A 21,941-nucleotide genomic window follows, 5' to 3' on the forward strand; every position below is an offset into this window, starting at 1 on the left:
CCAGGGTCCGGAATACGGCCGTGGGCGTCTTCGGAGGTTCCTTCCGGTGCGTCGTGCTTTGATTAGCGATATCCACGGGAACCTCGAAGCCCTGGAGGTGGTCCTTGACGACATCAAGTCGCAGGGGATCACTGAGATTTTCTGCCTAGGCGATATCATCGGCTATGGCCCCAATCCCCGCGAGTGCATCGACCGGGTGATGGAACATTGCCGGGTGACGCTCCTCGGCAACCACGACCAGGGGGCGATGTTCGACCCCGATGGGTTCAACATCGGCGCCGAACGCGCGATCTTCTGGACTCGCGAACAGCTCGAAAGTTCCAGCGACCGCGAGAACAACGAGCGCCGCTGGGAATTCTTGGGCGAATTGCCCCGGACGTTTCGCTCCGATCCGTTCCTGTTCGTCCACGGATCACCGCGCAACCCGTTGAGCGAATACATTTTCCCTGAAGACATTTATAACCATCGCAAGATGGAGCGGCTCTTCCAGTTGGTGGATCGCTACTGCTTCCAGGGGCACACGCACGTACCGGGCGTCTTCACCGAAGGCTTCCAGTTCTACGCCCCTGAGGAAATCGACAACGAATACACCATGGGCGACGGCAAGCTGATGATCAACGTCGGCTCAGTCGGTCAGCCGCGGGATGGCGACCCGCGCGCCTGCTACGTGGTCCTCGACGACGGCAAGCCGGCAGCGGCCAATGGTGCAACGGCAACGGCCGATTCCTCGGCTCCGGCTCCGGCTCCGGCTGATCCCGCCGAAGCGACCGGCCCGATCCGGGTAAGCTTCCGCCGCCTTGCCTACGATTTCGAATCCACCATCCGGAAGATTTACTCCATCTCCGAACTCGAACCGTTCCTGGGCGACAGGCTCCGACAAGGGCGCTGACCAACCGGCTGGCCGACTGTCTGCCTGTCTCCGACTGTCCGCCGTGCCGGCGCGCCCGCCTGTCACCCCCTCCCCATTCGATTGAAACACTGCACGTCCCAAAGGTTTACTCCACGATGAGTAATGAGAAGCGGCTTGTCCTATTCATGATGCTTACGTTCTTGTCGTTTCTGGCAATCCAGTACGTAATGGAAGCGACCGGCCTGGCCCCACCCCCACAAAAGCCCCAGCCTAAAGTCCAGGCAAAAATCGATCCCGCCAAGCCTGACCTGGCAGTCGCCGCCAAGGAAGCGGCCGCCGGCGAAAAAACACCGGCGAAGGAAGAAAAGGGGACCGGAGAGGCCAAGCCCACCGGAGCGGGAGAGACGAAGAAGGCAGAGAAGCCCCAGGTGGTTCCTGTCCCCTCCAAGGAAATGGTCCTCGGCTCGGCGGACGATCGGGCCGCGGGGGGCTATCACCTCGAAGTTCGTTTCAAGCAACAGGGAGCGGGCGTCACCTCCATCAAGTCGTCCCAGTTCGAAGCGGAGTTGGATACGGCGAACCCGAGGCGAAAACAGCTCCGACGGCCGCTCGAACTGCTCATCGATAAACCGAAGACGATCCCTTCGTTCGGATTGACCGTTCGCCCGGCCAAAGCCGCCAAGTCGGCCGAGCCGGAAGAGCTCCGGGAGAATCCTGAAGTCGATGACGCCGCCACGAGTCGGGCCACGGAATCGCCACTGGCTGAGATTCTCTGGGAGGTCGTTCGCGACGACAAGGGACGCGTGATCCGGCCGATCACCAAGAAACATCCGCTCACCAAGGCAAACGTTGACGGACAAGAGATCCTTTTCCGGACAACGGCGGACGACCCGACGGTCACGGTGACGAAGCGATTCCGCCTTTTCAAAGGCGAGGATGCGTTCTCGTTGACGACCGATTTCGAGAGCCCGGATAAGGAACAGGAGATCGTCTACCAGCTGTTCGGGCCGCACGGGATCCCGATCGAAGGTGACTGGTACACCAGCACGTTCCGCGACATCTTCTTCGGCCAAAAAGGTGCAAAAGGCACCAATATCGAAACCCGCGCGGCCCAGGACATTACCAAAGAGGGCAGCCGGTTCGATAACACCACCCTGCCACTCGCCTTCGCGGGCATTGAGAACCAGTACTTCACGATCTTCGTCAAACCCGAAGGTGAACCCCGGATCGGCGCGACGGTGGCGACGGTGATCGAAGCCAAACCGGATGCGCTTCAGAAGGCCGACATCTCGTTCGAAATCCTCTCGAACCCGATCTCCATCGGCCCCAACCATCCGGCCTCGCAGTCTTACACGATCTACGCCGGACCGAAAACCCAGGAAGCGCTGACGCCCTACGGGGCCGAAGGGTTGGTGGCCTACCGCAAGTATCAGTGGTTCGGCATTCCCGGCGCCTCGTCGATGGCTCGCTACGTCATCGCTCCCTTGCTCGACCACATCTACGCGCTCACCAAGCAGGTCGCGGGGTTCTTCGGCGGCAAGAAGGGCAATTACGGCATCGCGATCATCTTGCTGACCCTCCTGGTCCGCATGATCATGTTCCCACTCGGCCGCAAACAGGCACTCGCGGCCAAGAAGATGCAGGATTTGCAGCCTCTCCTGAAAGAGATTCAGGAGAAGTATAAAGACGATAAGGAACGGCAGACCAAGGAAACCTTCGCGCTCTACAAGAGGCACGGGGTGAACCCGGTCGGCGGCTGCCTCCCCGCCCTGATCCAGTTGCCGATCTTCGTTGGTCTCTGGCAAGCCTTGAATAACAGCGTCCACCTGCGGCACGCCTCGTTCCTGTACATTCAGAACCTGGCCGCGCCCGACATGCTCTTCAAGTTCCCGTTCGCCGGTGGACTGCCTCTGCTCGGGGAATACTTCAATCTCCTGCCGTTCCTGGTCGTCTCCTTGATGCTGGTGCAGACGAAGCTCTTCGCGCCTCCGGCGACAACGCCCGAGGCCGAGATGCAGCAGAAGATGATGAAGTACATGATGATTTTCATGGCCTTCATGTTCTACAAGGTCCCCTCGGGCCTGGGGATCTACTTCATCACCAGCAGTCTCTGGCAGATCAGCGAGCGGTTGCTCCTGCCCAAGGTCACGCACACGAAGCCCGAGACCGGGCAGCCCGGCGACGACAAGAACTTGCCCCCCGGCAAAGGTGGACCCGGCGGCGGAGGCGGTGGTGGCCGCGGTGGTAATGGTGGTCCCGTCAAGCCTCCCGGCAAGCTCGCTCAGCTCTGGGACAAGGTCATGACTGAGGCCAGCAAAGACCCGACCTATCGCAAACTCGTCACCGAGAAAGACCGGCTCGAGAAGGATCAGAAAGAGAAAGGGAAGCCCAGACCCAAGCCGGGACGCCGGCGCTGAGGCCCACCGACGGATCACCAGACGAGAAGACTCGATAATGAAGCCTCAGTCCCTGTCTTCTCGTCTGGAGAACCAGACCAAGGAGGGTGGCCGTGACCGCCCTCCAGGTCGGGAACAATGGCTCCGAAATCGCTTGTAAACGGCCGGCACCGGCTCTGATGGATGAGGTCTGGTCGCGAAGGGCAAAGGGGCTTACGCTTCCCGCCCGCATCGGCCAATCGCACGACCGGCCATGGCACTTCCCATTCTGACGAGCCGGCAAGGCATGCAGTGAGCACTCTCGACCTGACCGACACCATCGCGGCAGTGGCGAGCCCACCGGGCCCCGGCTTCCGCGGCCTGATCCGGCTCACCGGCCCCGACGCCCTCTCAATCGCCCTGGCCCGGTTCTCGGACCACGACGACACACGGTTGGCCAAGCATCCCGAGCGGCGAAGCGGCCGGCTGACCGTGACCGGACTCAGACCGCTGCTCCCGGCCGCGATCGCCCTCTGGCCAGGTTCGCGCACCTATACCGGCCAGCCACTGGCCGAGATTCACACCGTCGGCTCGCCTCCCCTGGTCAGCCTGGTGCTGGCCGACTGCCTGGCCCAAGGGGCGAGGCACGCCGAACCGGGTGAGTTTACCCTCCGCGCCTTTCTCTCGGGTCGGATCGACCTGACTCGCGCCGAGGCGGTGCTCGGGGTCATCGACGCCCAGACTCCCGCACAGCTCGACGCCGCCCTGCGGCAGTTGGCCGGCGGCCTGGCCGGCCCGATCACCGCACTCCGCGACCGCCTACTCGACGTCCTGGCCCATCTGGAGGCGAACCTCGACTTTGCCGAGGAATCCGACGTCGACCCGCTCGGCCGCGTTGCCCTGGCCGAGGACCTGGCCCGCGAAGGCGCCGAGCTGATCACGCTGGCCACACGGCTCCAGGGACGGGATCGAGCCGACGGCCATCCCCGCGTCGTGCTGGCCGGCCCTCCCAACGCGGGCAAGAGCCGCCTGTTCAACGCGCTCCTCGGCCAGGCCCATGCACTCGTCTCCCCTCAGGCGGGGACCACGCGAGACTACCTCTCGGCCCTCTGCGAGTGCGATGGAGTTACTGTCGAACTCGTCGACACCGCGGGCGTCGAGCCGGCGGCCGGCCCGATCGAGGGCCAGGCTCAATCCTTCGGCGCCGATCAAGCGGCTCGTGCGGATCTCTTACTGGATTGCCGCTCGAACGACACGACCTCAACGTGGCCGATCGCCCCCGACCGACCCCGGCTGCTCGTCCGGACCAAGGCCGATCTCGACCCCGCCCTCGACTCTGCCGAGTTCCTGGCCACCAGCGCCGCGACCGGCGCGGGCCTCGACAACCTCCGACGCGCGGTGGCCGCCGCATTGCGTTCCCAGGCGGCCGACGGCGATCTCCCGGCCAGCACCGGCGCTCGCTGTCGCGAAAGCCTCGAGCGAGCCGGACAGGCCCTCCATTCGGCGGCCGAGACGATCCTCCTCAACGGTGGCGACGAACTCGTCGCCATCGATCTCCGCCAGGCCATCGATGACCTCGGTAAAGTCGTCGGAGCCGTCGTCACCGACGACATCCTCGACCGCATCTTCCGCCGATTCTGCATCGGCAAATAGGCTCCCCAGCTTTACCACCCATCAAAAACATTCGCATTATTAGCAACAATCAAAAACAAAGCATCATCGATTTAGCCCAAGTCAGTAGCCCACAAGCTCGGATACCCAGCCGATCCCAGCTTTCTTCGAGTTGGCTCGGCCCCTGACCGACCTGGGATCGCTTCAAATTGTCAGCACGTGCTGACAATTTGAAGCGGCCGCAGATCGCGCGGGGGCGACGTGTCACATGGTCCGGTCAACGGCCTCGGCGACTCGACGGCACATCGCCATCATTTGGCCGAAGACCGCGGGCGTGATCGTCTGGGAACCATCGCTGAACGCGTGCTCGGGATCGTCGTGAACCTCGACGATCAGCGCGTCGGCGCCGGCGGCGATGGACGCTTTGCACATGGGGGTGACCAACCGCGCTTTGCCCGTCCCGTGCGAGGGGTCGACCACCACCGGCAAGTGGCTCTTCTCCTGGAGGTACGGGACCGTTGCCAAGGGCAGGGTGAACCGGGTGTGCTCTTCATAGGTGCGGATGCCCCGCTCGCAGAGCATGACGTGGGGGTTGCCACGGTCGAGGATGTATTCGGCGGCGAGAAGGAACTCTTCGATCGTCGCGCTCATCCCCCGCTTGAGCATGGTGGGCTTGCCCGAGTCTCCCACCGCCTGGAGCAACTGATAATTCTGCATGTTACGCGCGCCGATCTGGAGGACGTCGGCGTACTTGGCAACTAACGGCACATGTTCAGGCGCCATGACCTCGGTGACGATGGCCAGGCCGGTCTCCTGACGAGCGGTCGCCAGCATCTTGAGTCCGTCTTCCTTGTGGCCCTGGAAGCTGTACGGGCTCGTCCTCGGCTTGAACGCACCGCCGCGCAGGCCGGTCGCCCCCAGCGCCTTGAGTTGTCTCGCCAGTCCGACGATCTGCTCCTCACTCTCGACGGAGCAGGGGCCCGCGATCACCGCAACCCGCGTCCCGCCGATCACCAGGTCCAGGGCCCGCACCACGGTGCGCTCGGTCTTCAACTCCGACGAGGCCCGCTTATAGGGCGCCATGATCGGCAAGACCTTCTCGACCCCCGGACCCGACTCCAGCACCTCTGTAAGCCCCGCCCGCTCCTCGCCGATCGCCGCGATGACCGTTTGATGCGTCCCCTTGATCACCTGGGGAGTCATGCCCAACGAGGTGATCTGCGAAACCATATGGTCGGTCTGCTCGGCCGTCGCGTCCGATTTCATGACAACAATCACGGTATACCCGCCCTCAGAAAAGTAGGAGTCTCGGCTCTCGACTTGATTGACCCGTTTTGCTAACCGCAAAGGAGCGGGTCATCCCAACGCGCACAAAAAAAAAGGGCCCCGAGACCATGTTTCAGGTCCCGGGGCCCTTGGGTTGCTTTTTGACTGGCAAATCAGAAGACGATTAAATACCGTCCTCGGCCCGGCGACCTGATGATGTGGAACCCGTAAACACGGGATACCACCACCAACCGCGGTAGGAAAAAAGGCCAAGGATCGCGGTCGTCCGATTCAAGCTCGTCGAGCTCCAAACTGTTTTGCAAGTCTTTATGGACAAAGCGACCAGGTCCGAACGAATTCGGACCTGGCCAGGCTATCAATCAGAAAAGGTGCGGCTTGCCCGACGGGCAACCCGTCGGCTGCCGTTAGGCGAGCCGCCTCTGGTTATCACTACACACTATAGTCACCTCCTTTACGATAAGCCTTCCCGGTCTCGCGGGAGTCCAGCCTCGGGCGAGAGCGAGCTCTTGCCAGTCGTACCACGCTCGTACGACCCGTAAGTCAACCTGGTTGTGTGTCCCAGGCTGACACTTCCACTATATCAACGGAAACGCGTCAATCAACTCTTCGACCCTGATTATTCTTGAATTTCCCGAGTTTCCGCCCGCTTTCCGGAGTCGTCTCGCTCGTCTTCCGCGAGCCCGTCGAGAAGTTGGCGACAGCGTTCGGCAAGCCGGTTGAGTCGAGGATCGCCCCCGCCGACGAGGTCGACGGTCGATCGGTAATACCAGAGCACATCTGCGCGGGAGGCATTGAAGATCGACCAGACAGGCCGCCCCTCCTCGAGGTCACAGGCAATGCTCAAAAGGTTATGCAGCTTGTCCGCCAGGATGACCGCCTTGACCTCGAGCGGGGCACTGGCCAAGGCCTCGAGGTGATCGCGTTTGCGATCGATCCAGGGGCGTTTCCGCCCTTGGCCGTCGGTCTTGATCTCCGAGCAAGCTTCGACCACCTTGGCCACCTCGTCTCCAAACCGCTCGCGCACCTGGTCGAGAGTCCTCTCGGTATCCTCAACCACGTCATGCAGCAGTCCGGCAATGACGACGGCCTCATCGAAACCGAGTCGGTCGAGAATCATCGCCACACCCACGACATGCTCGTAATAAGGGATCTTCTCCCCCTTGCGGAACTGCCCGTCGTGAGCCACCGCCCCCCAGCGCAAGGCTCGCTCCAGTTCAAATGACATCAACTCTCGGTCTCGGGACGTCTCCATGGGATGCCCAACCTCTTCACGCTTCGATCGATCGTCCACGGAACGGCCTGGCCTCAAAATGAGAGAAGCACGCCAGCCTCGAGCCGAGGACGGCGTGCTTCAATGAGTTTGATCAAAATTCGGAGCAGAACCAAGCCGCAATCTCAGCAGTGCGAGTGGCTGATCTCGCGGAGGAACCGGCGGACTTGCTGGGCAACCTCCACACGGTGCGAGAGGAAGGCGATGTGCCCGGCCCCCTCGAGAGTCGCATAGCGAGCCCCTGGAATTTCGGCCGCCAAGGCGCGCTGCCGAGACGGCGGCACAATCGAGTCACGCGTGCCGGCCAGAACCAGCGTGGGAACGTCGACCCTCCAGAGTCGATCGGAGACATCGAACGATTCCAGATGCCCGATCCGACGCGCCATCACTCCCTGGTCGGTCTCCCAGCACCGTTCAACCACGAAGTCGGTCAAAGGCCCCGGCTCCGGCTTTCCGCCGTGCAGCAGGTTGAAGAACTGGTTCAAGAAGCCGTTGTCGGTCGGCAGCGGGAACCGCTCGAGGACGCGTCGGGCGATCGTCGTCCCCAGGTTCGTCCGAAATTTCGGCACCACCCCCTGCACGATCAAGGCCCCAATCCGCTGCGGTTGCTCGACGGCCAGCTCGAGGGCTATCGCCCCACCGAACGAAACGCCGAACAGCGACGGCCGCTCGAGGCCAAGCTGTTCGATCAATTGGGAGAGGTCAGCGGCATGATCGCCCAACCCGCTCACACACGAGTTCCCCATCGGGAAGCGATCGCCACGCAGCCCCGGAATCGTGACCTGGTAGTGCCTCGCCAATTGAGACGCCAGCGGGGCCAGAAGCTTCCAACCTCCCGCCAGACCCGGCACCAACACCAGGGGATCACCTTGGCCCATCTGGACCACGTCAACCCACTCACCGTTGATCCGGACCTGGTGCTGTCGCGCCTCATCAATCTGGGACGAGAACAGCCACCCACCACGATGCCTTGCTGCAATCCGCATCAGACCTCCTCGACTCCGGCTCAAATCTCAGGAGTTGATTGACTCTCGTAATGCCGGTTCGACGCCCTCTTCCATAGGCAGGTTGCGTACCAGAATGATTTCGTCGCCATAAATTGCGAAAACGGGTGGTTTCGCCACCCTCTCAATGATTTTATCAGTGAACGCAAAACCACTATGGCGATAGCGACTGGCGAAATTTCGGCGCTGACTTCGAGAAATAGAGGTCAGATGCACCCGGATCCCGGCAAACCAAAGGCCCTGTTTCACCTAAACCACCCAATAAACGCAGAGGCCGCACTCCTTGAAACCAAGCGGTCGGCAAAACCACACATAAATACCGCTGTTTACCAAAATCACCCAGACTTTCGTCATTTTTCGCCACCGACACCCTCCTGACGAAAAATCGTCAGCGAATTCCTTGTGTTTCGTCGCCGATCCGCTAGGGTTGAAGCACGAGAGTTGCACCGAGAACTTGCCTGGGCGGGCCTGCTCCATGGATCTTCCTCCGTACCGATCCCACCATCCCCAGCGCGATCCATACGCCCCGTCCTCGGATCCAAGATCGAGTGGTTCCCGACGGAACGGTGGGCCGCAGCGGGCGATCTTGATGGGCTTCGGACTGGTCGTGCTCCTCTACTCCAGCGCGGTCTTCTTCCTTGTGGCCTACATGGGGGATATCGGGGTCCGCTGCATGTTCGGCGCGGAGTTGAAGGAGGACGTTCCGGCCTCCTACTCGTGGACGCCGGAGCGGCCCGTTAAGAAAGACATCCTGCTGGAGATCGCGGGGGTTCCGATCGCCAATTACACGGATTACACCAGGGCGATTCGCGGACTGACCGATCGGGTTCACCAGCGGGTTGAAGTCAGATGGAAAGACCAGCGCGGTCAGGTGAAGACAGCCGAGGCGCTGGTCGGCTACCGCCCCCCGAAGACCTACCTGTGGTCGTGGGTCTGGTTCCTCCAGGAGATGGTGATTTTCGCCGTGGGTGCGCGGGTGTTCTGGAAGCGCCCTCACGACGATTCGGCTCGGCTCTTCTTCTGGGTCTGCGTCATGACGGTGGGGGCCTACATGGGAGGCTACCACTGGACCGAGATCGTGGTTGAACCGGTCTTGATCTGGGCGTTCGCGCTGTTCGCGGTTTTCGTCCCGGTGGTCAGCCTTCATTTCTACCTGGTCTTCCCTCGGCTCAACCCCATCCTCGCCAGGTACCGGCGTCTGGTTCTCGGGACCCTCTACGGCATCCCGTCGGTCTATCTCGTCATGCTTTGGGGGAGCATGTTCCGGGCACGATGGCTCGGGGGGCATGGTGGTGGCGAGCGGGTACTGTCCGCGCTGAGCCTGGTCAAAGGCCTGGCGATCGGCTATATCGTCGTGGCCGTCGTGACTTACGGAATCTGCATCCTCTGTCTGATCACCAGCTTCCGGTTCGCGAGAACGCGGGCCGAACGGAACCAGGTCCAGTGGATCGCGCTGGCTTCATTGATCTCGACTTTGCTGATTGGCTATCTGCTCCGCCAGGCCTGGATCGACCCATCCACTCTGGGACGCGACAGTGCGGCCTGGCCGATGTTCGGGGTCTCGCTCCTCTTCTCCGTGGCCTTCACGATGAGCATCACCCGGTACAAGTTGATGCAGGTCGAGGAGATCTTCAACCGGAGTGTGGTCTACTTTGCATTCAGCGTTTCGGCGGGGTTGCTCTATTCCTGCGTGTTGCTGGTGGGGGGGGCGATCATCGGCGAGCAGCTCCTCTCGGCCAATCAAACCTGGCGTGGAGCGTTGGTGGCCGGCCTCTCGGTGATCGTCGTGCTCATCCTCTCGGAACTCGCCCGGGAGCGGTTTCAGAAGGCGATCGACCGGCGGTTTTATCGTGAGAAGTACAAGTTCGATCAGGCGATGCGGAAAATGCGCGTGGCGGTGGGCAGCCTCGTGGACCGAGCGACCTTGGGCCGCAGGCTGCTGGAAGCCGCGGCCGAGGTCCTTCGTCTCGAGTGGGGCGCGATTTATCTGAGTGATTCGCCCGGGGGAGCGTTTCATCTCGTGGCCAGCCAGGGGGTGACTCCCGACGAGACCAAGCTTGGCCCCGGAAATCCCCTGGTCGAGCGGCTCCGCACCACGTCCTCGATTCGAGTGCCGCACGCGGTGTCGCTTTCAACGGCTTCCGACCCCGCGACGGACGCAATGATTGCGCTGGGGGGCGAGGCGGCCCATTCGCTGGGGGCCGACGGCAACCTGGCGGGGGTTCTCGTTCTCGGGCCGAAGCGAAGCGGAATGCCTTACGAGGATGAAGAGATCGCCTTCCTTGGTGCGCTCAGCTCGGTTGCCACCCTGACGCTTCACTCGGCCGGGATTCAGCAGACCCTGGAAACGCTCAATCAGGAGTTACGCGACAAGGTAGATAAGATCACCGAGCAGCAGCGACGAATCCTGATTCTCCAGGATCAGCTCATGGACCGAGGCGAGTCCCCGCTGCAACTCGAGCGGCCTGCCGAACAACCCCAGGTCTTCGACAGCATCAAGGGGTCGGGGCCGGCGGTCAAACGGATGATCGAGCTTGCCCGCAAGGTGGCCGCGAGCTCATCGGCCGTCTTGATCCGAGGCGAGAGCGGCACCGGCAAGGAGGTCCTGGCCGAAGCGATCCACGCCTCCAGCCCTCGGGCCTCGCGGCCGTTCGTCAAGGTCCACTGCGCGGCCCTGTCGCAGAGCCTGCTGGAGAGCGAGCTCTTCGGCCACGTCAAAGGGGCCTACACCGGCGCTGACCGCGATCGCATTGGCCGGTTCGAACAGGCAAACGGCGGCACGCTCTTCCTCGACGAGATTGGTGACATCAATCTCGAGGTCCAGACCAAATTGCTCCGCGTCCTCCAGGAGATGTCGTTCGAACGTGTTGGCAGTTCGCAGCCGGTGACAGTCGACGTCCGGATCCTGGCCGCCACCCATCAAGACCTCGAAGCCCTGATTCGGGCGGGCCGGTTCCGCGAAGACCTGTACTACCGACTCAACGTGATCCCACTCCGGACGCCCTCGCTCCGTGAGCGTAAGGAAGACATTTTCGAACTCGCCGTCTTCTTCCTGGGTCGACACGCGAAGCGAATCGGCAAGGGGGTGACCCGCCTGGACGAAGCGACGGTCGAGTCCCTGGTCGCTTACGACTGGCCAGGCAACATCCGCGAACTCGAGAACGTGCTCGAGCACGCAGTGGTCCTGGCGGATGGTCCGACAGTCACCCGCGATGATCTCCCCCTCGAACTGCTCCAGCCCACCCGGCGCAGACCTCGACTGGGAGCGCCAGCCGCCTCGGGAGGCGGCCGGCCTTGGAAAGAGGCCGGGGTCGCCACATCGTCCTCGCCCTCGCCCTCGCCCTCGTCATCGACCTGGACCGACCCAGTCCCGCCTCCGCCCGCCGAGGACGATTGGGACGCCGAGGTCATCGCCTTCGAGCGTCAGCGGCTCATTGATGCCCTGCACGAAGGCAACGGCAACAACAGCGAAGCGGCCCGGCTCCTGGGCATGCCACGAAGTACGTTCTGCAGCAAGCTCAAGAAGCACGGTCTGCTCAAGAAGCGCGGCTCGTTTTGAAACCCTTCCGGTTGTCTCGAAACTCCGAGCCTTCTAATTCTTCGGCGGGAAATACGGGATTGGTTCGGCCGACCTGATCTGGCGACTGACCGATGCCAGGGAGGGGGAGATCCCGTAATCGTCGAGGTTATAGTTGTACCGCTCGCGGATCCCGGCTCCGGTATGGCGGAAGAACATGACGTTGAGAATCACTTGCCTCTGATTCGTTTCGTGGAGCAGGGGGGTCGCCACGAACTGTAACGCACTCAGGAGACCGAGAACGCCCATCGCCACGACCGGCTTCCTGGCGCTTCCGCGGCCGAGACAGAGGTCGACCCCTTGCGCTGCACCGAGATAGAGCAGGGGGAGGAACGGAAAGATCAATCCGGCATTCCCGGCGAACACGAAGAACGAAAAATACCAGGAGGGCCCGACCCAGAGCAGGGCCAGAAGCGTCCCTCGCCATCGCGTGGAGAGCGTACCGAGTCGGCGGACGGCCGCAATCGAAAACGGGATCAGGAAGAGCGCCGCGGACCATCCGAGAAAGAGCCCGTACTTCGTCCCGTTCCGCAGCAGGCCCTCGACGAGCCCTCGGCTCTGAAATGAGAAACCCTCCGAATCCCCCTCGGACTTGGCACGGACCCGCTCCAGGTAGATGTCGACCCCGCCCAGCACCCAGGCGGTTCCGAAGAACCAGCAGGCGCAGGCCGTCGCAAGAATCGCGATCGCGATCAACCAGTCCCGCCACCTCGCTCGTCCCAGCGCCAGGCAACCGAACCAGAGGGGTGAGCCGAATGCGAGCAGATCGGGGCGGAGGATCATCCCCACCCCAAGGGCGATCGTCGCGCCCAGGAGATCGCTGAACGCCCGTCCCCGGACAAATCTGAGCCCGAAGTATCCGATTGAGGGCATGACGGCGAGCCAGACCGGATAGCTCGCGATCACGGCTCCGTGCCACCAGACCAAGGGATTGCACGCGAGCGCGAACGCCGTCGCCGCGGCCAGCGGTCGGGGGATCACCAATGTCGTGAACAGGTATGTGAACACCACGCCGACGCAGGTCAGGGCGATATTCACGGCCAAGTAGGCGTGGATTGGATTCGCCAGGATCAGGTTCGCGAATTTGCCGAGAAGCACATAGCCAATGTTGCCCGGCATTGGCACGTTAAAGTTACGGTCGAGGGTGAGCGCGTGAATGTAGAGGGGGCCATCCTTGCCCATGAGCGAGAAGTTATGGAGATAGGGAAGGCGCATCGCCACAACCCCAGCACACAGGAGAGCCGCGATCAGGAAGTCTCGACCCACCCCCGTTGCCGTGCTCGGCTGACGCCCTGTCTCGGTCACACACATCGGTCCTGAACCAGCCTGAGAATCGCCTGGTACGGGCATCGTCTCGATCCTATCCTCCACGCCGCTCCTCCATGCTGCACACATTCTTTCGATCGGCCTGGCATGCTCGTCAGCCTAGGAAATAAGGCCGACAATCGCTTCCTGGTTTGACGTGAGATCGGGGCCCGGGTAGACCGCTTGGGGCCATCCCGAGAGGCCGACCGCTGGGGTGAATCCCAAACGGGCGGAATGGCTCTCCACCAAGGGGAGACCCAGCCTGTTCCAAGCGTGAGAGACTCCTCGGTTCGAGCCAAACTCATCGGCCTCCGTCTGAAGCCGACGGCCGAGAAAACCGAGGCCCCTGAGACAACCGCGATTATTTCTTCGTGGAATCAGCCTCTGGCCCCTTGACCAGCTTCATGCTCGTGGTCGTCTCATTGCCTTGAATGATCCGACTCTCCTGATCTCCTACCTTCAGCGTGAACACCATCTCGAGCTTCTCGCTGACCGTGGATTCGGCGATCCGGCCGGCGACATTGTCGAAGAAAAAACTTCCCTTGCCTTCTTGCGACTGAACCTTCATATCAATATTATTGCCAGGCTCAAGCTTGATGTCGACTTTCGTGACCAGGTCGATTCGCTCGAGATTCTTCGCATCCTTGGTCTCGGCCCCCTGGTAACTGTAAGTCTTATTGAGCTGCATCGTCCCGATCGGCGGCATCGAGATCTTGGACTCTCGGGTCCAGCTCTTCCCCTTCTCAAGATCCTCCTTGGGAACGGCGAGGCTCGACTCGACGACCATATTCTTCATGCCCTCCTCGGAGAACATCCCTGCGTTGCCGCCGAGCGATCCAGATTTCTTGATTGATTCAAGCATCTTCTCGGGGACCTTGACGTCGCTCATTTCGCCTTGCGCATTCATCTTGAAGGAGAACTCTGCGCCAACCAGGCCCCTCAGCAAGGGAACGAGTCCCGCCGCAATCGGTCCCTCGGGGTCCTTGGCCTCCTGCGAGTCGAACTCAAAGACACCGAACGCCGACTCGATCTTGGTGCGTACGCGCGTGACCTTCTGCGTCAAGCTGGCCAGGCCGTCGGTGCCGACCTCCTTGACGACCCACTCCATATCGATCACCTGGGACATCGTGGACTTGATGTCTCGAGGTCCCCCCTTGACCGACGTGAGCGTCTTCTGGTCCATCGAGTAGCGCAGCGTCTCCCCGGGCTGGAACTTCCATTGCAAGGTTGCGGCCCGGGCAGACGATCCACCGAAACCGGCAACGACCAGCAGCAGTTGCAGTCCGATCCAACCCAAACGCCGCGTCGTCAACGATCTCGATCGCATGACTGGTCCCTTTCCGAAAGCAAGCTGCTCGCCCGGCCGAGCCTCGAGTCTTGAGGTCGGACCGAGTCCCGATTCCGCCAGCATATCCCGAAAAGGTCCCAAAATCACCCTTTCGATCCGAAGTTGAAACGTCAGCCGGGAATTTGCCGGTCCACGGCGGTCGGGGAAAGCAGTCGACGGCGAAACAGAGCGCGGAGCGCCAGGAAGTCATAAAGCGCATGGGCGATCATGACGACCAGCAGGTTGCCGCTGAAGATCCAGACCGTACCAAGGTAAGCCCCAAGCAGCCCCGCTACCAGGACATACGTCGCCGTGATCGGGTGAACCAGGCCGAACAGCACGCTGGCGGCGACCATCCCTTCCCAGGTGCCCAGCCAGAGGGAGAGTACGCCTTGCAGGACACCTCGGAAGAGCATTTCCTCGCCGACCCCCGCGGCGACGGAAATCAGGGCGAGGTCCGAGTCGGGCCGAGAACCGAACAGCGGAGTCAGCTCGTCTTCGAAAAAACGCCGGATTCGCTTCAGCGGCCCAATGGGCCAGCGCATCAGGAGTTGGAACATCGCATACATCGGCAAGGCGGCCAGCACGCCGAGAATCGCGTCGCGGATCGACCAGCTAAACCCTTCCAGGGGGGACCGACCCAGGAGCCATCCGAGCGCCAGGGCCAGAGGCGCGAGTCCCCCTTCGAAGAGGACTGCGGCCACGACGACCATGCCCTGATCCGGCGTATGGAGATCGGTCGAATTCGACGTCTCTTCTTCCGTCACCGTGGTTGATCCTCAGTCGATCAGTGAGTGAGTCAGTCAGTCGAATCGATGAGCTCGCCCCGCAGGACGATCACAGCTTGTCCACTCAGGTGGACCCGAGAGCCGTTCACCCGGACGCGGACCACGCCGCCGCGCGGCGACGCTTGATATCCGACAAGTTCGGACTTGCCCAGGCGATCACCCCAGTAGGGCGCAAGTGCGCAGTGGGCCGAGCCGCAAACCGGATCTTCATCGACGCCGACTCGCGGCGCGAAAAAACGCGAGACGAAGTCAAAGCCGGCCGTTGAGGCACGGGCCGTGACGATCACGCCACGGACCGGAATCGCCGACAGTCGAGTCATATCGGGAACGAGGTTTCGGACCGCCTCTTCCGACTCGACTTCCGCCAGGCAGTCGAACTCGTTGAACGCCGCCGATCGAACGGGAACGTTCAACGCTCGCGACAGCTCGTCAACGGATCCTGTAGTTGGCCCGATCACTTTGGCCGGAAAGTCGAGTTCGATCCATCGTCCCTCGCGCCTCGCGGTCAGCAGTCCGCTCCGCGTCTGAAACCGCGCGACAGCATCGGGCGATAGGTATCCCTCTTCCCACAAAACATGGGCCGTGGCCAGGGTCGCGTGCCCACACAGGTCGACCTCAACGGTCGGCGTGAACCAACGGAGACTGTAGCCATCCTCGACCCGATGGAGGAAGGCCGTTTCGGAGAGGTTCATCTCCGAGGCGACATTCTGCATCCAGCGCACGTCGCGCGGTGAGGACATCACACAGATCGCGGCCGGATTGCCAGCAAACGGCCGGTCCGTAAACGCGTCCACCTGGACGATTTTCTGTCCCATGACCTGGCTCCCTTCCTTTTTCGATGTCCGGGCGCGCAAGACCGTCATTGTAACGAACGAGGCGCGAACCCCCAAGAACGTTGACGAGGGGACGCCGCCTCAGGTTCACGCGGATCTCCCTACCGGCTTGTTGGTCGCGGCGGAACCGCGCGAGGCGCCATGCTCGGACCAGGTCATGGTCTCTGGGACGGGTGTCACCCGCCACGATCTCAATGCTGAGATCTCCGCCAAACGACGAAGCCGAGGCGTGTTCAAAACGCCTCGGCTCGCCTGGGAACCTCACTCGCCCCGAGTCGTTCTCGGGGGCGGCCTACTTGGAGAAGGTCAGCCCCGGAGTGTCAGGGCCGTCACCAACCACGTGGAAGGTCATATGGCTGGGATCGCTCCAGGTCACCCGGCCGACCATTGCCGGCCCTTTATCTTGGGCCAGGGTGAGGATTCCGTCGCCAAAGGTGGACGCGCCGCCGAACTCTCGTTTCTGGCCCTTCTGCTCGACGCTCCAGGTGAACGCCCCGCCGGGACGGATCGTCAGGTTGATGGCCGTGTCCGCGGCAGGAGCGGCCTTCCAGGTACCTTCGATGGTCGCGCCCTCGGGAAGCGCTGTGCTGGCGGGCTCGGGCTGACTGGCCGGCTGCGTGACATCGGCGCTGCTCTTCGGGGGAGCAAGCTGCGCGAGCAGTTGTGCCGAGAGCTTATCGTCCGGCTTGAGCTTGATCACCTGCCGGAGCATCGCGACGGCCGACTCGTTATGCCCCGCCGTCAGATAATGGTAGGCCAGGACGAAGCGGCTCGGTGCCGAATCCAGTTCTCGACCGCAAAATGCCTCCAGCGCACGAAGCTGAGCGGTGTAGACGTCAACGTTGGGATAGAGGCTGATGAGCGTGGTCCAGTCCCACCCGGGCCCGACCGAAAGGACCGCGTAAAGCGAGGCCGCCGCCTGGTCATATCGTGCCAAGGCGAACAAGACCAGGCCACGAAACTCGTGGAGAGCCGAGTCGTTGGGCATCTTCGCAGCGCCTGGTCAGTCAATGCCAGCGCCTGCGTGTAGTCCCCCTTCATGAAGAAGCCACGCGCGTCGTCAAAGAGCTTGACCGCCTGATCGGTCACCGATTCCGCGGGGGCCTCGCTCGTCGTGTCGATGGGCTGCGAGTAGTCGTACACCGGCTCCTGCACCACCACCGGTGACGCGACGTAGTACGGGTTGGAGTAGGGCATGTACCCCCAGTCGTAGAGCGAGGAGCCGAACCCCCAGGATGAGAGTCCCCAGCCCAGCCCCAGCCCAGCTCCAAACCCCCAGGCGCCACCGCCCCAGTATCCGCCTCGCCAACCCCAAGCGTTCGAGTTGTGCCCGTTCCAGTAACCGTGCACCCACCCGTTGTGGTATCCCGAATAGGAGTTGTTCCAGCGCGAGCCATTGCCCCAACGTGAATTATTGACATTCACATTGTTGATGCGATTAATGTTTCCGCTGTTATTGATTCGGTTAATATTTCCCGTATTGACGCCGACGTTCGTCCGGTTGCTGTTCGTGAAGTTGGTGCGGTTGCCGCCATCGAACGAACGATTGATCCCGGTGTTGATGTTTCGGTCGCCAACCCCGATGTTGTTTCCGACGTTGGTGCGGTCGCCAACTCCGAAGCGATTCTCGCCTCCAATGTTCGTTCGGCCACCGTCGCGAACGCCGCCCCCCTCAAAACCACCACCGCGATAGCCACCACCGCCACCATAGCCGCCGCCACCACCGTAGCCGCCGCCACGGTAGCCACCGCCGCCACTAAAACCACCACCACTAAAACCACCACCGCCACCATAACCGCCGCCACGGTAGCCACCGCCACCACTAAAACCACCGCCACCAAAGCCACCGCCGCCACGATAGCCGCCGCCACCGCTAAATCCGCCGCCACCGCCACGGAAGCCGCCACCGCCGCCGCCGCCACGGAAGCCGCCACCACCGCCAAAGCCTCGAGCTCCGGCGGATTGCTCGACCACGAACAGAGCAAGAACCAGGGTCGACGCGATCAACAGGGTCCGCTTGGTGTTCATCGTTTGTCCCTCGCCGGAGTTGTGGATGGGCTGCCTTCTCGCCCGCCTGCGTGCCGGCGGCGGGGGGTACTTTGACCATGATGAACGACATCTCCTCCGGAATCGCCTCGTCACCGACGACCCGGTCGATCGACGCCCAGCGCACCCGGTTCGGCGCTTCCAGGACGATGACACGAGTGGCTGAAGCAGTGCGGCCATCGGGCAAAACCCCCGAGTGGTTCACGACCCAGCTCTTCTCGCCGGCACGCGCCCAGAGCCCTTCGCTGTGCCCCCCCTCAGAGTCAAACTCCCATGACTTGAACCGCTCCGTGAGTGGATCCCAGCCGATCCGCTGGGTGATGCTCGTGGCGGTTTCTCCCTGAACCTGTATGGTGATCTCGCGAAGGAGAAAGTTCTTGTCTTTCGACCAGTGGCAGTTCGTCTGCACGTTAGAGTCGGAGCCCTCGTCGGTCCAGTCGCCAAGCATCCATTCGAGCTCTTTCAACCGGTCGTGCGGGCGAACCACGGGCTCTTTCGCTTCGCGGACGCTATCCATGTACCAGCGCCCATCCTGCTTGACATGAATCACGATGTGTCGGCGCGACACCGGAGCGTCACCGGTCGGGGTCACCGTGTTTCGCCCCTCTTCCAGAGCCACATCAGGGCTGAGGAATCGGAGTGAGTCAATCGTCAAGGTGATTCGATCGCCCGGCTCCGCCTTGAACGTACTGGCAAGGGCCTCCTCGATCGCCTCCCGGCCCTGAATCCGGACCCCATCGCCGTCGATCACGTCCGCGTTCTTCGAAAACTGTTCGGCCAACGCATGGGCATCCCCTGCGTTGTACGCGCGAGTGAACGCTTCGGCAGACGCTCGGATCGCGCGTTCATCAGCGGACTCCACCTTCGCATTCGGCTCGGCCCCGGACACGGCAGGCTTCGGGGCTTGATCGTCGCCGAAGGCAGGAGCAACGACAATCGCCGCCCCGAGGATGGCCACAGCATACCTCATGATCCTGAAGCTCCTGAGCGGAAACAATGGGTGCGATTGGGCACGAGGATCATCAACGGAATCAGCCCCTCTGAAAGGGAACAACCTTCATTGTAAGCCGGCCTGAACCGGAGTCCGCCAACAATTTATAGAACACGGAACCGACCCCGGCCCGGGGCCCGGCGCAAGTGCAAGGAGCCGGGACACACTCCTGGAAGCCTCCATCGGGCCTTCCCCAGTCCCTCCCTTTTCGGATACGCTATCGGACATGTCACCCTCAAAGACACCTCCGGCACGTCCCCAGACACCGATCCGACCCCGCGTCAAGGTCTGGTTCGAAGCAGTGGGGGGATACAGCTTTGGCTTCGGCCTGATCGCCATCCTTCAGGCCGTCGACCGCGCAGGGTCGATCAAGCAGGCCGCCGGCGTGCTCGGCCAGAGCTACCGCCACATCTGGGGGCGGATCAAGGCGGCCGAACACGCCCTGGGCCATCCCTTGGTCGAGACCCAGGTCGGCGGTCAAGGCGCAAACCGCAGCGGCTTGACCGAGTCCGCCCGACAACTCATCAGCGAATTCCTCACGATGCGCGACCGCATGGTCCAGGTCATGGAAGACGAGTTTGCCCCACCGCCCGGCCAAGGCCCGTCTCCAGGCGGCACAGGGCTCGATCCGGAGCAAACGAAGGGTCAAGAACCGACCGTTTGAGGCATGAGCCTCCTTGGCCCTTCCAAACCACTGGTGCTTGACGGTCGCCGGCTGCGTCCCCAACGGCCCAAGGGGGGCGTGCCAACGGCACAAGAACCAGCAGCAATGCATTTCATCTTGATTTCCAAAAACAACGAACCTCCCAATGCAGCCCTTTTGTGAAGACCGAATGCCGAGAGGGGAGCCGCAGGCCGGACCGGCTCTCATTCATGAATGGGCTGAACGCGACTCCAAGCGATTGGGAACGGGCCGAGAGAGTCACAGCCGGACCGGCCATGCGACTCGTTTCGGTGGATCGTAGCTCAGTTGCCATTCAAGATTTACCAAGTAGGCGGCCATCGCCCTATTTTTTCGAGGTAGCAAGCAACATTGAACCCACACCTTCCGAGTCATGGTACTTCGCCTCGACTGGCCAAACGAGTCCTGGCCCAGTTGATCGCGCCTGTTGTGGTGGTGAGCATCTTATTGATGGCTGTTGGATCCGTCGCCGCGTACTACGTGCATCGACTCCAGAAGAACGCCACGGAGCTGCTGACCCGCGACGTCTCCGGGATCCGCGCGGCCGAGGAGCTCGTGATTACGATCCGCCAGATCGAGACCCACGTCGACCAGTTTCTCCTCACGGGGGATCGTAGCCATCTTGACCCGATCCCCTCCCATCGCGGTGAGATCGACCGGTGGCTGGACGAGGCCGAACGGCTGACGACGACCGGTGAAGAGAGAGCTCTGCTGGCTCAGGTTCGGTCAGAACTCGATCACTTCTGGGAAATCGTGACCGAGCAGAGAGCGGGAGCAGAAACGGAGGTCGTGAATGAGTCAACACGAGACGCCTTCGCGCGACACTTCATCACGCAAGTCCTGACCGTGTCTCAAGAATATCTCGATGCCATGGAGGAGGAGGTCGAGACCGCCAGCGCACAAAACCAGGCGATGCCGAGCCGAGTGGCCGTGGTCCTGCTCTTGCTGGGGACCTGTGGGGCGATTGCCGGCTTGCTTGCGGGTTTCGGGATCGCGCGGGGGATCAGCCGCTCGATCGCCCAGCTCAGTATCCCAATTCGGGATGCAGCGGGTAAACTCAACGAGGTGGTCGGCCCGATCACCTTGTCGCCCGCCTGGGACATCGACAGCCTGGAAGCCGTGTTGCGGGAGATGGCCAACGAGATCGGTACGGTCGTGGCGCGGCTGGAGGTGAGCCGGCGCGAGGTGCTCCGCGGCGAACAGCTCGCCGCCCTCGGCCAAATGGCGGCCGGACTCGCCCACGAACTCCGCAACCCACTGACATCCATGAAGATCCTGGTCCAATCGGCCACCGAGCGAGGTGACGAGGCCCTCTTGCGAGGTCGCTCGCTGGAAGTCCTACTCGAGGAGATCACCCGGCTGGAGCATTCGATCCAGGGGTTCTTGAACTTTGCAAAGCCACCGGAGGTCGAAAAACGGGTCTTCGAGTTGAGCCCGGTGCTGGAGCAAATCCTCGGCCTCGTGTCCACCCAGGCGTCCCTCAAGTCCATCGAGATCTCGTATGACCTGCCCACGGCGCCGACGATCATCGAGGCGGACATCGGCCATCTCCGCCAGGTGTTGCTCAACCTGCTCATCAACGCCATGGACGCCACGCCGGAAGGCGGGACAATTCAGACGCGGATCTTGCACGACGCCGACAATCGGCGCCAAGGAAAGGGCGTGCGAACCGATCGGGCAACGGGAAACGGCGGACCTCCGCGCTGGCTCTCAATCCAGGTCCTCGACCGCGGCTGCGGGCTGCCGGCCGAGCTTGGTGACCGAATCTTCGAACCGTTCGTGAGCACGAAAGTGACCGGCCTCGGGCTGGGACTCTCCATCTGCAAGCGGATTGTCGAAGCCCACGGTGGCCGCATCACCGCGACCGCCCGGCCGGGAGGGGGGGCCGTGTTCACCGTGCGACTTCCCTTCTTGGGAACCCAGTTCTCACCGGCCGATCCCAGCAACGCAACGCTTCCAACCATTGACACGAAAGATCGGAACTGACGGAGCAAA

General features: G+C 62.3%; 16 protein-coding genes. 6 read left to right on the plus strand and 10 right to left on the minus strand.

Translation table 11 applies throughout. The features are described 5' to 3' along the window. The first annotated feature begins 46 nt into the window (after positions 1-46). The 3 genes from V5E97_RS01780 (at position 47) to V5E97_RS01790 (ending at position 4,878) form a co-directional block, all read left to right on the plus strand. Positions 47-889: a metallophosphoesterase family protein gene (locus V5E97_RS01780; RefSeq protein ID WP_406697563.1), complete on the plus strand. Its 843-nt coding sequence runs from the start codon at positions 47-49 to the stop codon at positions 887-889. A 116-nt stretch (positions 890-1,005) separates the two neighbouring features. Next, positions 1,006-3,267 carry a membrane protein insertase YidC gene (gene yidC / locus V5E97_RS01785; protein WP_406697564.1) on the plus strand — a complete coding sequence of 754 codons (2,262 nt, stop codon included), beginning with the start codon at positions 1,006-1,008 and terminating at the stop codon, positions 3,265-3,267. A 270-nt stretch (positions 3,268-3,537) separates the two neighbouring features. Next, complete coding sequence (locus tag V5E97_RS01790) at positions 3,538-4,878, plus strand: tRNA modification GTPase (protein ID WP_406697565.1); 1,341 nt, start codon at positions 3,538-3,540, stop codon at positions 4,876-4,878. A gap of 222 nt (positions 4,879-5,100) precedes the next feature. Here the strand turns inward: V5E97_RS01790 and aroF are convergent, their stop codons facing one another. The 4 genes from aroF to V5E97_RS01810 form a co-directional block, all read right to left on the minus strand. Next, entirely contained in the window at positions 5,101-6,114 is a 1,014-nt protein-coding gene (gene aroF, locus V5E97_RS01795) for a 3-deoxy-7-phosphoheptulonate synthase (RefSeq protein ID WP_406697566.1), read from the minus strand. Positions 6,115-6,739: 625 nt separating this feature from the next. After that, entirely contained in the window at positions 6,740-7,348 is a 609-nt protein-coding gene (locus tag V5E97_RS01800; protein ID WP_406697567.1) for an HD domain-containing protein, read from the minus strand. A 170-nt stretch (positions 7,349-7,518) separates the two neighbouring features. Further along, positions 7,519-8,379, minus strand: coding sequence for an alpha/beta fold hydrolase (locus V5E97_RS01805; RefSeq protein ID WP_406697568.1), 861 nt, complete (start codon positions 8,377-8,379; stop codon positions 7,519-7,521). A 27-nt stretch (positions 8,380-8,406) separates the two neighbouring features. After that, complete coding sequence (locus V5E97_RS01810; protein ID WP_406697569.1) at positions 8,407-8,646, minus strand: hypothetical protein; 240 nt, start codon at positions 8,644-8,646, stop codon at positions 8,407-8,409. A 340-nt stretch (positions 8,647-8,986) separates the two neighbouring features. On the opposite strand from V5E97_RS01810, the gene V5E97_RS01815 reads away from it, so the two are divergent. Continuing rightward, positions 8,987-11,956: a sigma 54-interacting transcriptional regulator gene (locus V5E97_RS01815; RefSeq protein WP_406697570.1), complete on the plus strand. Its 2,970-nt coding sequence runs from the start codon at positions 8,987-8,989 to the stop codon at positions 11,954-11,956. Between the two features lie 33 nt (positions 11,957-11,989). On the opposite strand, the gene V5E97_RS01820 is transcribed toward V5E97_RS01815, so the two are convergent. The 6 genes from V5E97_RS01820 to V5E97_RS01845 form a co-directional block, all read right to left on the minus strand. Then, positions 11,990-13,324, minus strand: coding sequence for a hypothetical protein (locus V5E97_RS01820; protein ID WP_406697571.1), 1,335 nt, complete (start codon positions 13,322-13,324; stop codon positions 11,990-11,992). A 316-nt stretch (positions 13,325-13,640) separates the two neighbouring features. Beyond that, positions 13,641-14,606 (minus strand): DUF6263 family protein, encoded by a 966-nt coding sequence (locus V5E97_RS01825; protein ID WP_406697572.1) that lies wholly within the window; start codon positions 14,604-14,606, stop codon positions 13,641-13,643. A gap of 131 nt (positions 14,607-14,737) precedes the next feature. Then, positions 14,738-15,373, minus strand: a complete 636-nt coding sequence (locus V5E97_RS01830) for a CPBP family intramembrane glutamic endopeptidase (RefSeq protein WP_406697573.1) — start codon at positions 15,371-15,373, stop codon at positions 14,738-14,740. A 32-nt stretch (positions 15,374-15,405) separates the two neighbouring features. Next, on the minus strand, positions 15,406-16,209 hold the full coding sequence (locus tag V5E97_RS01835) for a PhzF family phenazine biosynthesis protein (protein ID WP_406697574.1): 804 nt from the start codon (positions 16,207-16,209) through the stop codon (positions 15,406-15,408). Between the two features lie 310 nt (positions 16,210-16,519). Beyond that, positions 16,520-16,939, minus strand: a complete 420-nt coding sequence (locus V5E97_RS01840; protein ID WP_406697575.1) for a hypothetical protein — start codon at positions 16,937-16,939, stop codon at positions 16,520-16,522. Positions 16,940-18,100: 1,161 nt separating this feature from the next. Further along, positions 18,101-19,243, minus strand: coding sequence for an SgcJ/EcaC family oxidoreductase (locus V5E97_RS01845; protein ID WP_406697577.1), 1,143 nt, complete (start codon positions 19,241-19,243; stop codon positions 18,101-18,103). 247 nt (positions 19,244-19,490) lie between these two features. On the opposite strand from V5E97_RS01845, the gene V5E97_RS01850 reads away from it, so the two are divergent. After that, positions 19,491-19,928, plus strand: coding sequence for a winged helix-turn-helix domain-containing protein (locus V5E97_RS01850; protein WP_406697578.1), 438 nt, complete (start codon positions 19,491-19,493; stop codon positions 19,926-19,928). A gap of 468 nt (positions 19,929-20,396) precedes the next feature. Beyond that, positions 20,397-21,932, plus strand: a complete 1,536-nt coding sequence (locus V5E97_RS01855; protein ID WP_406697579.1) for an ATP-binding protein — start codon at positions 20,397-20,399, stop codon at positions 21,930-21,932. Positions 21,933-21,941 lie beyond the last annotated feature (9 nt).

It is taken from the genome of Singulisphaera photorubra (assembly GCF_045290345.1).
Classification (GTDB): Bacteria; Planctomycetota; Planctomycetia; order Isosphaerales; family Isosphaeraceae; genus Singulisphaera.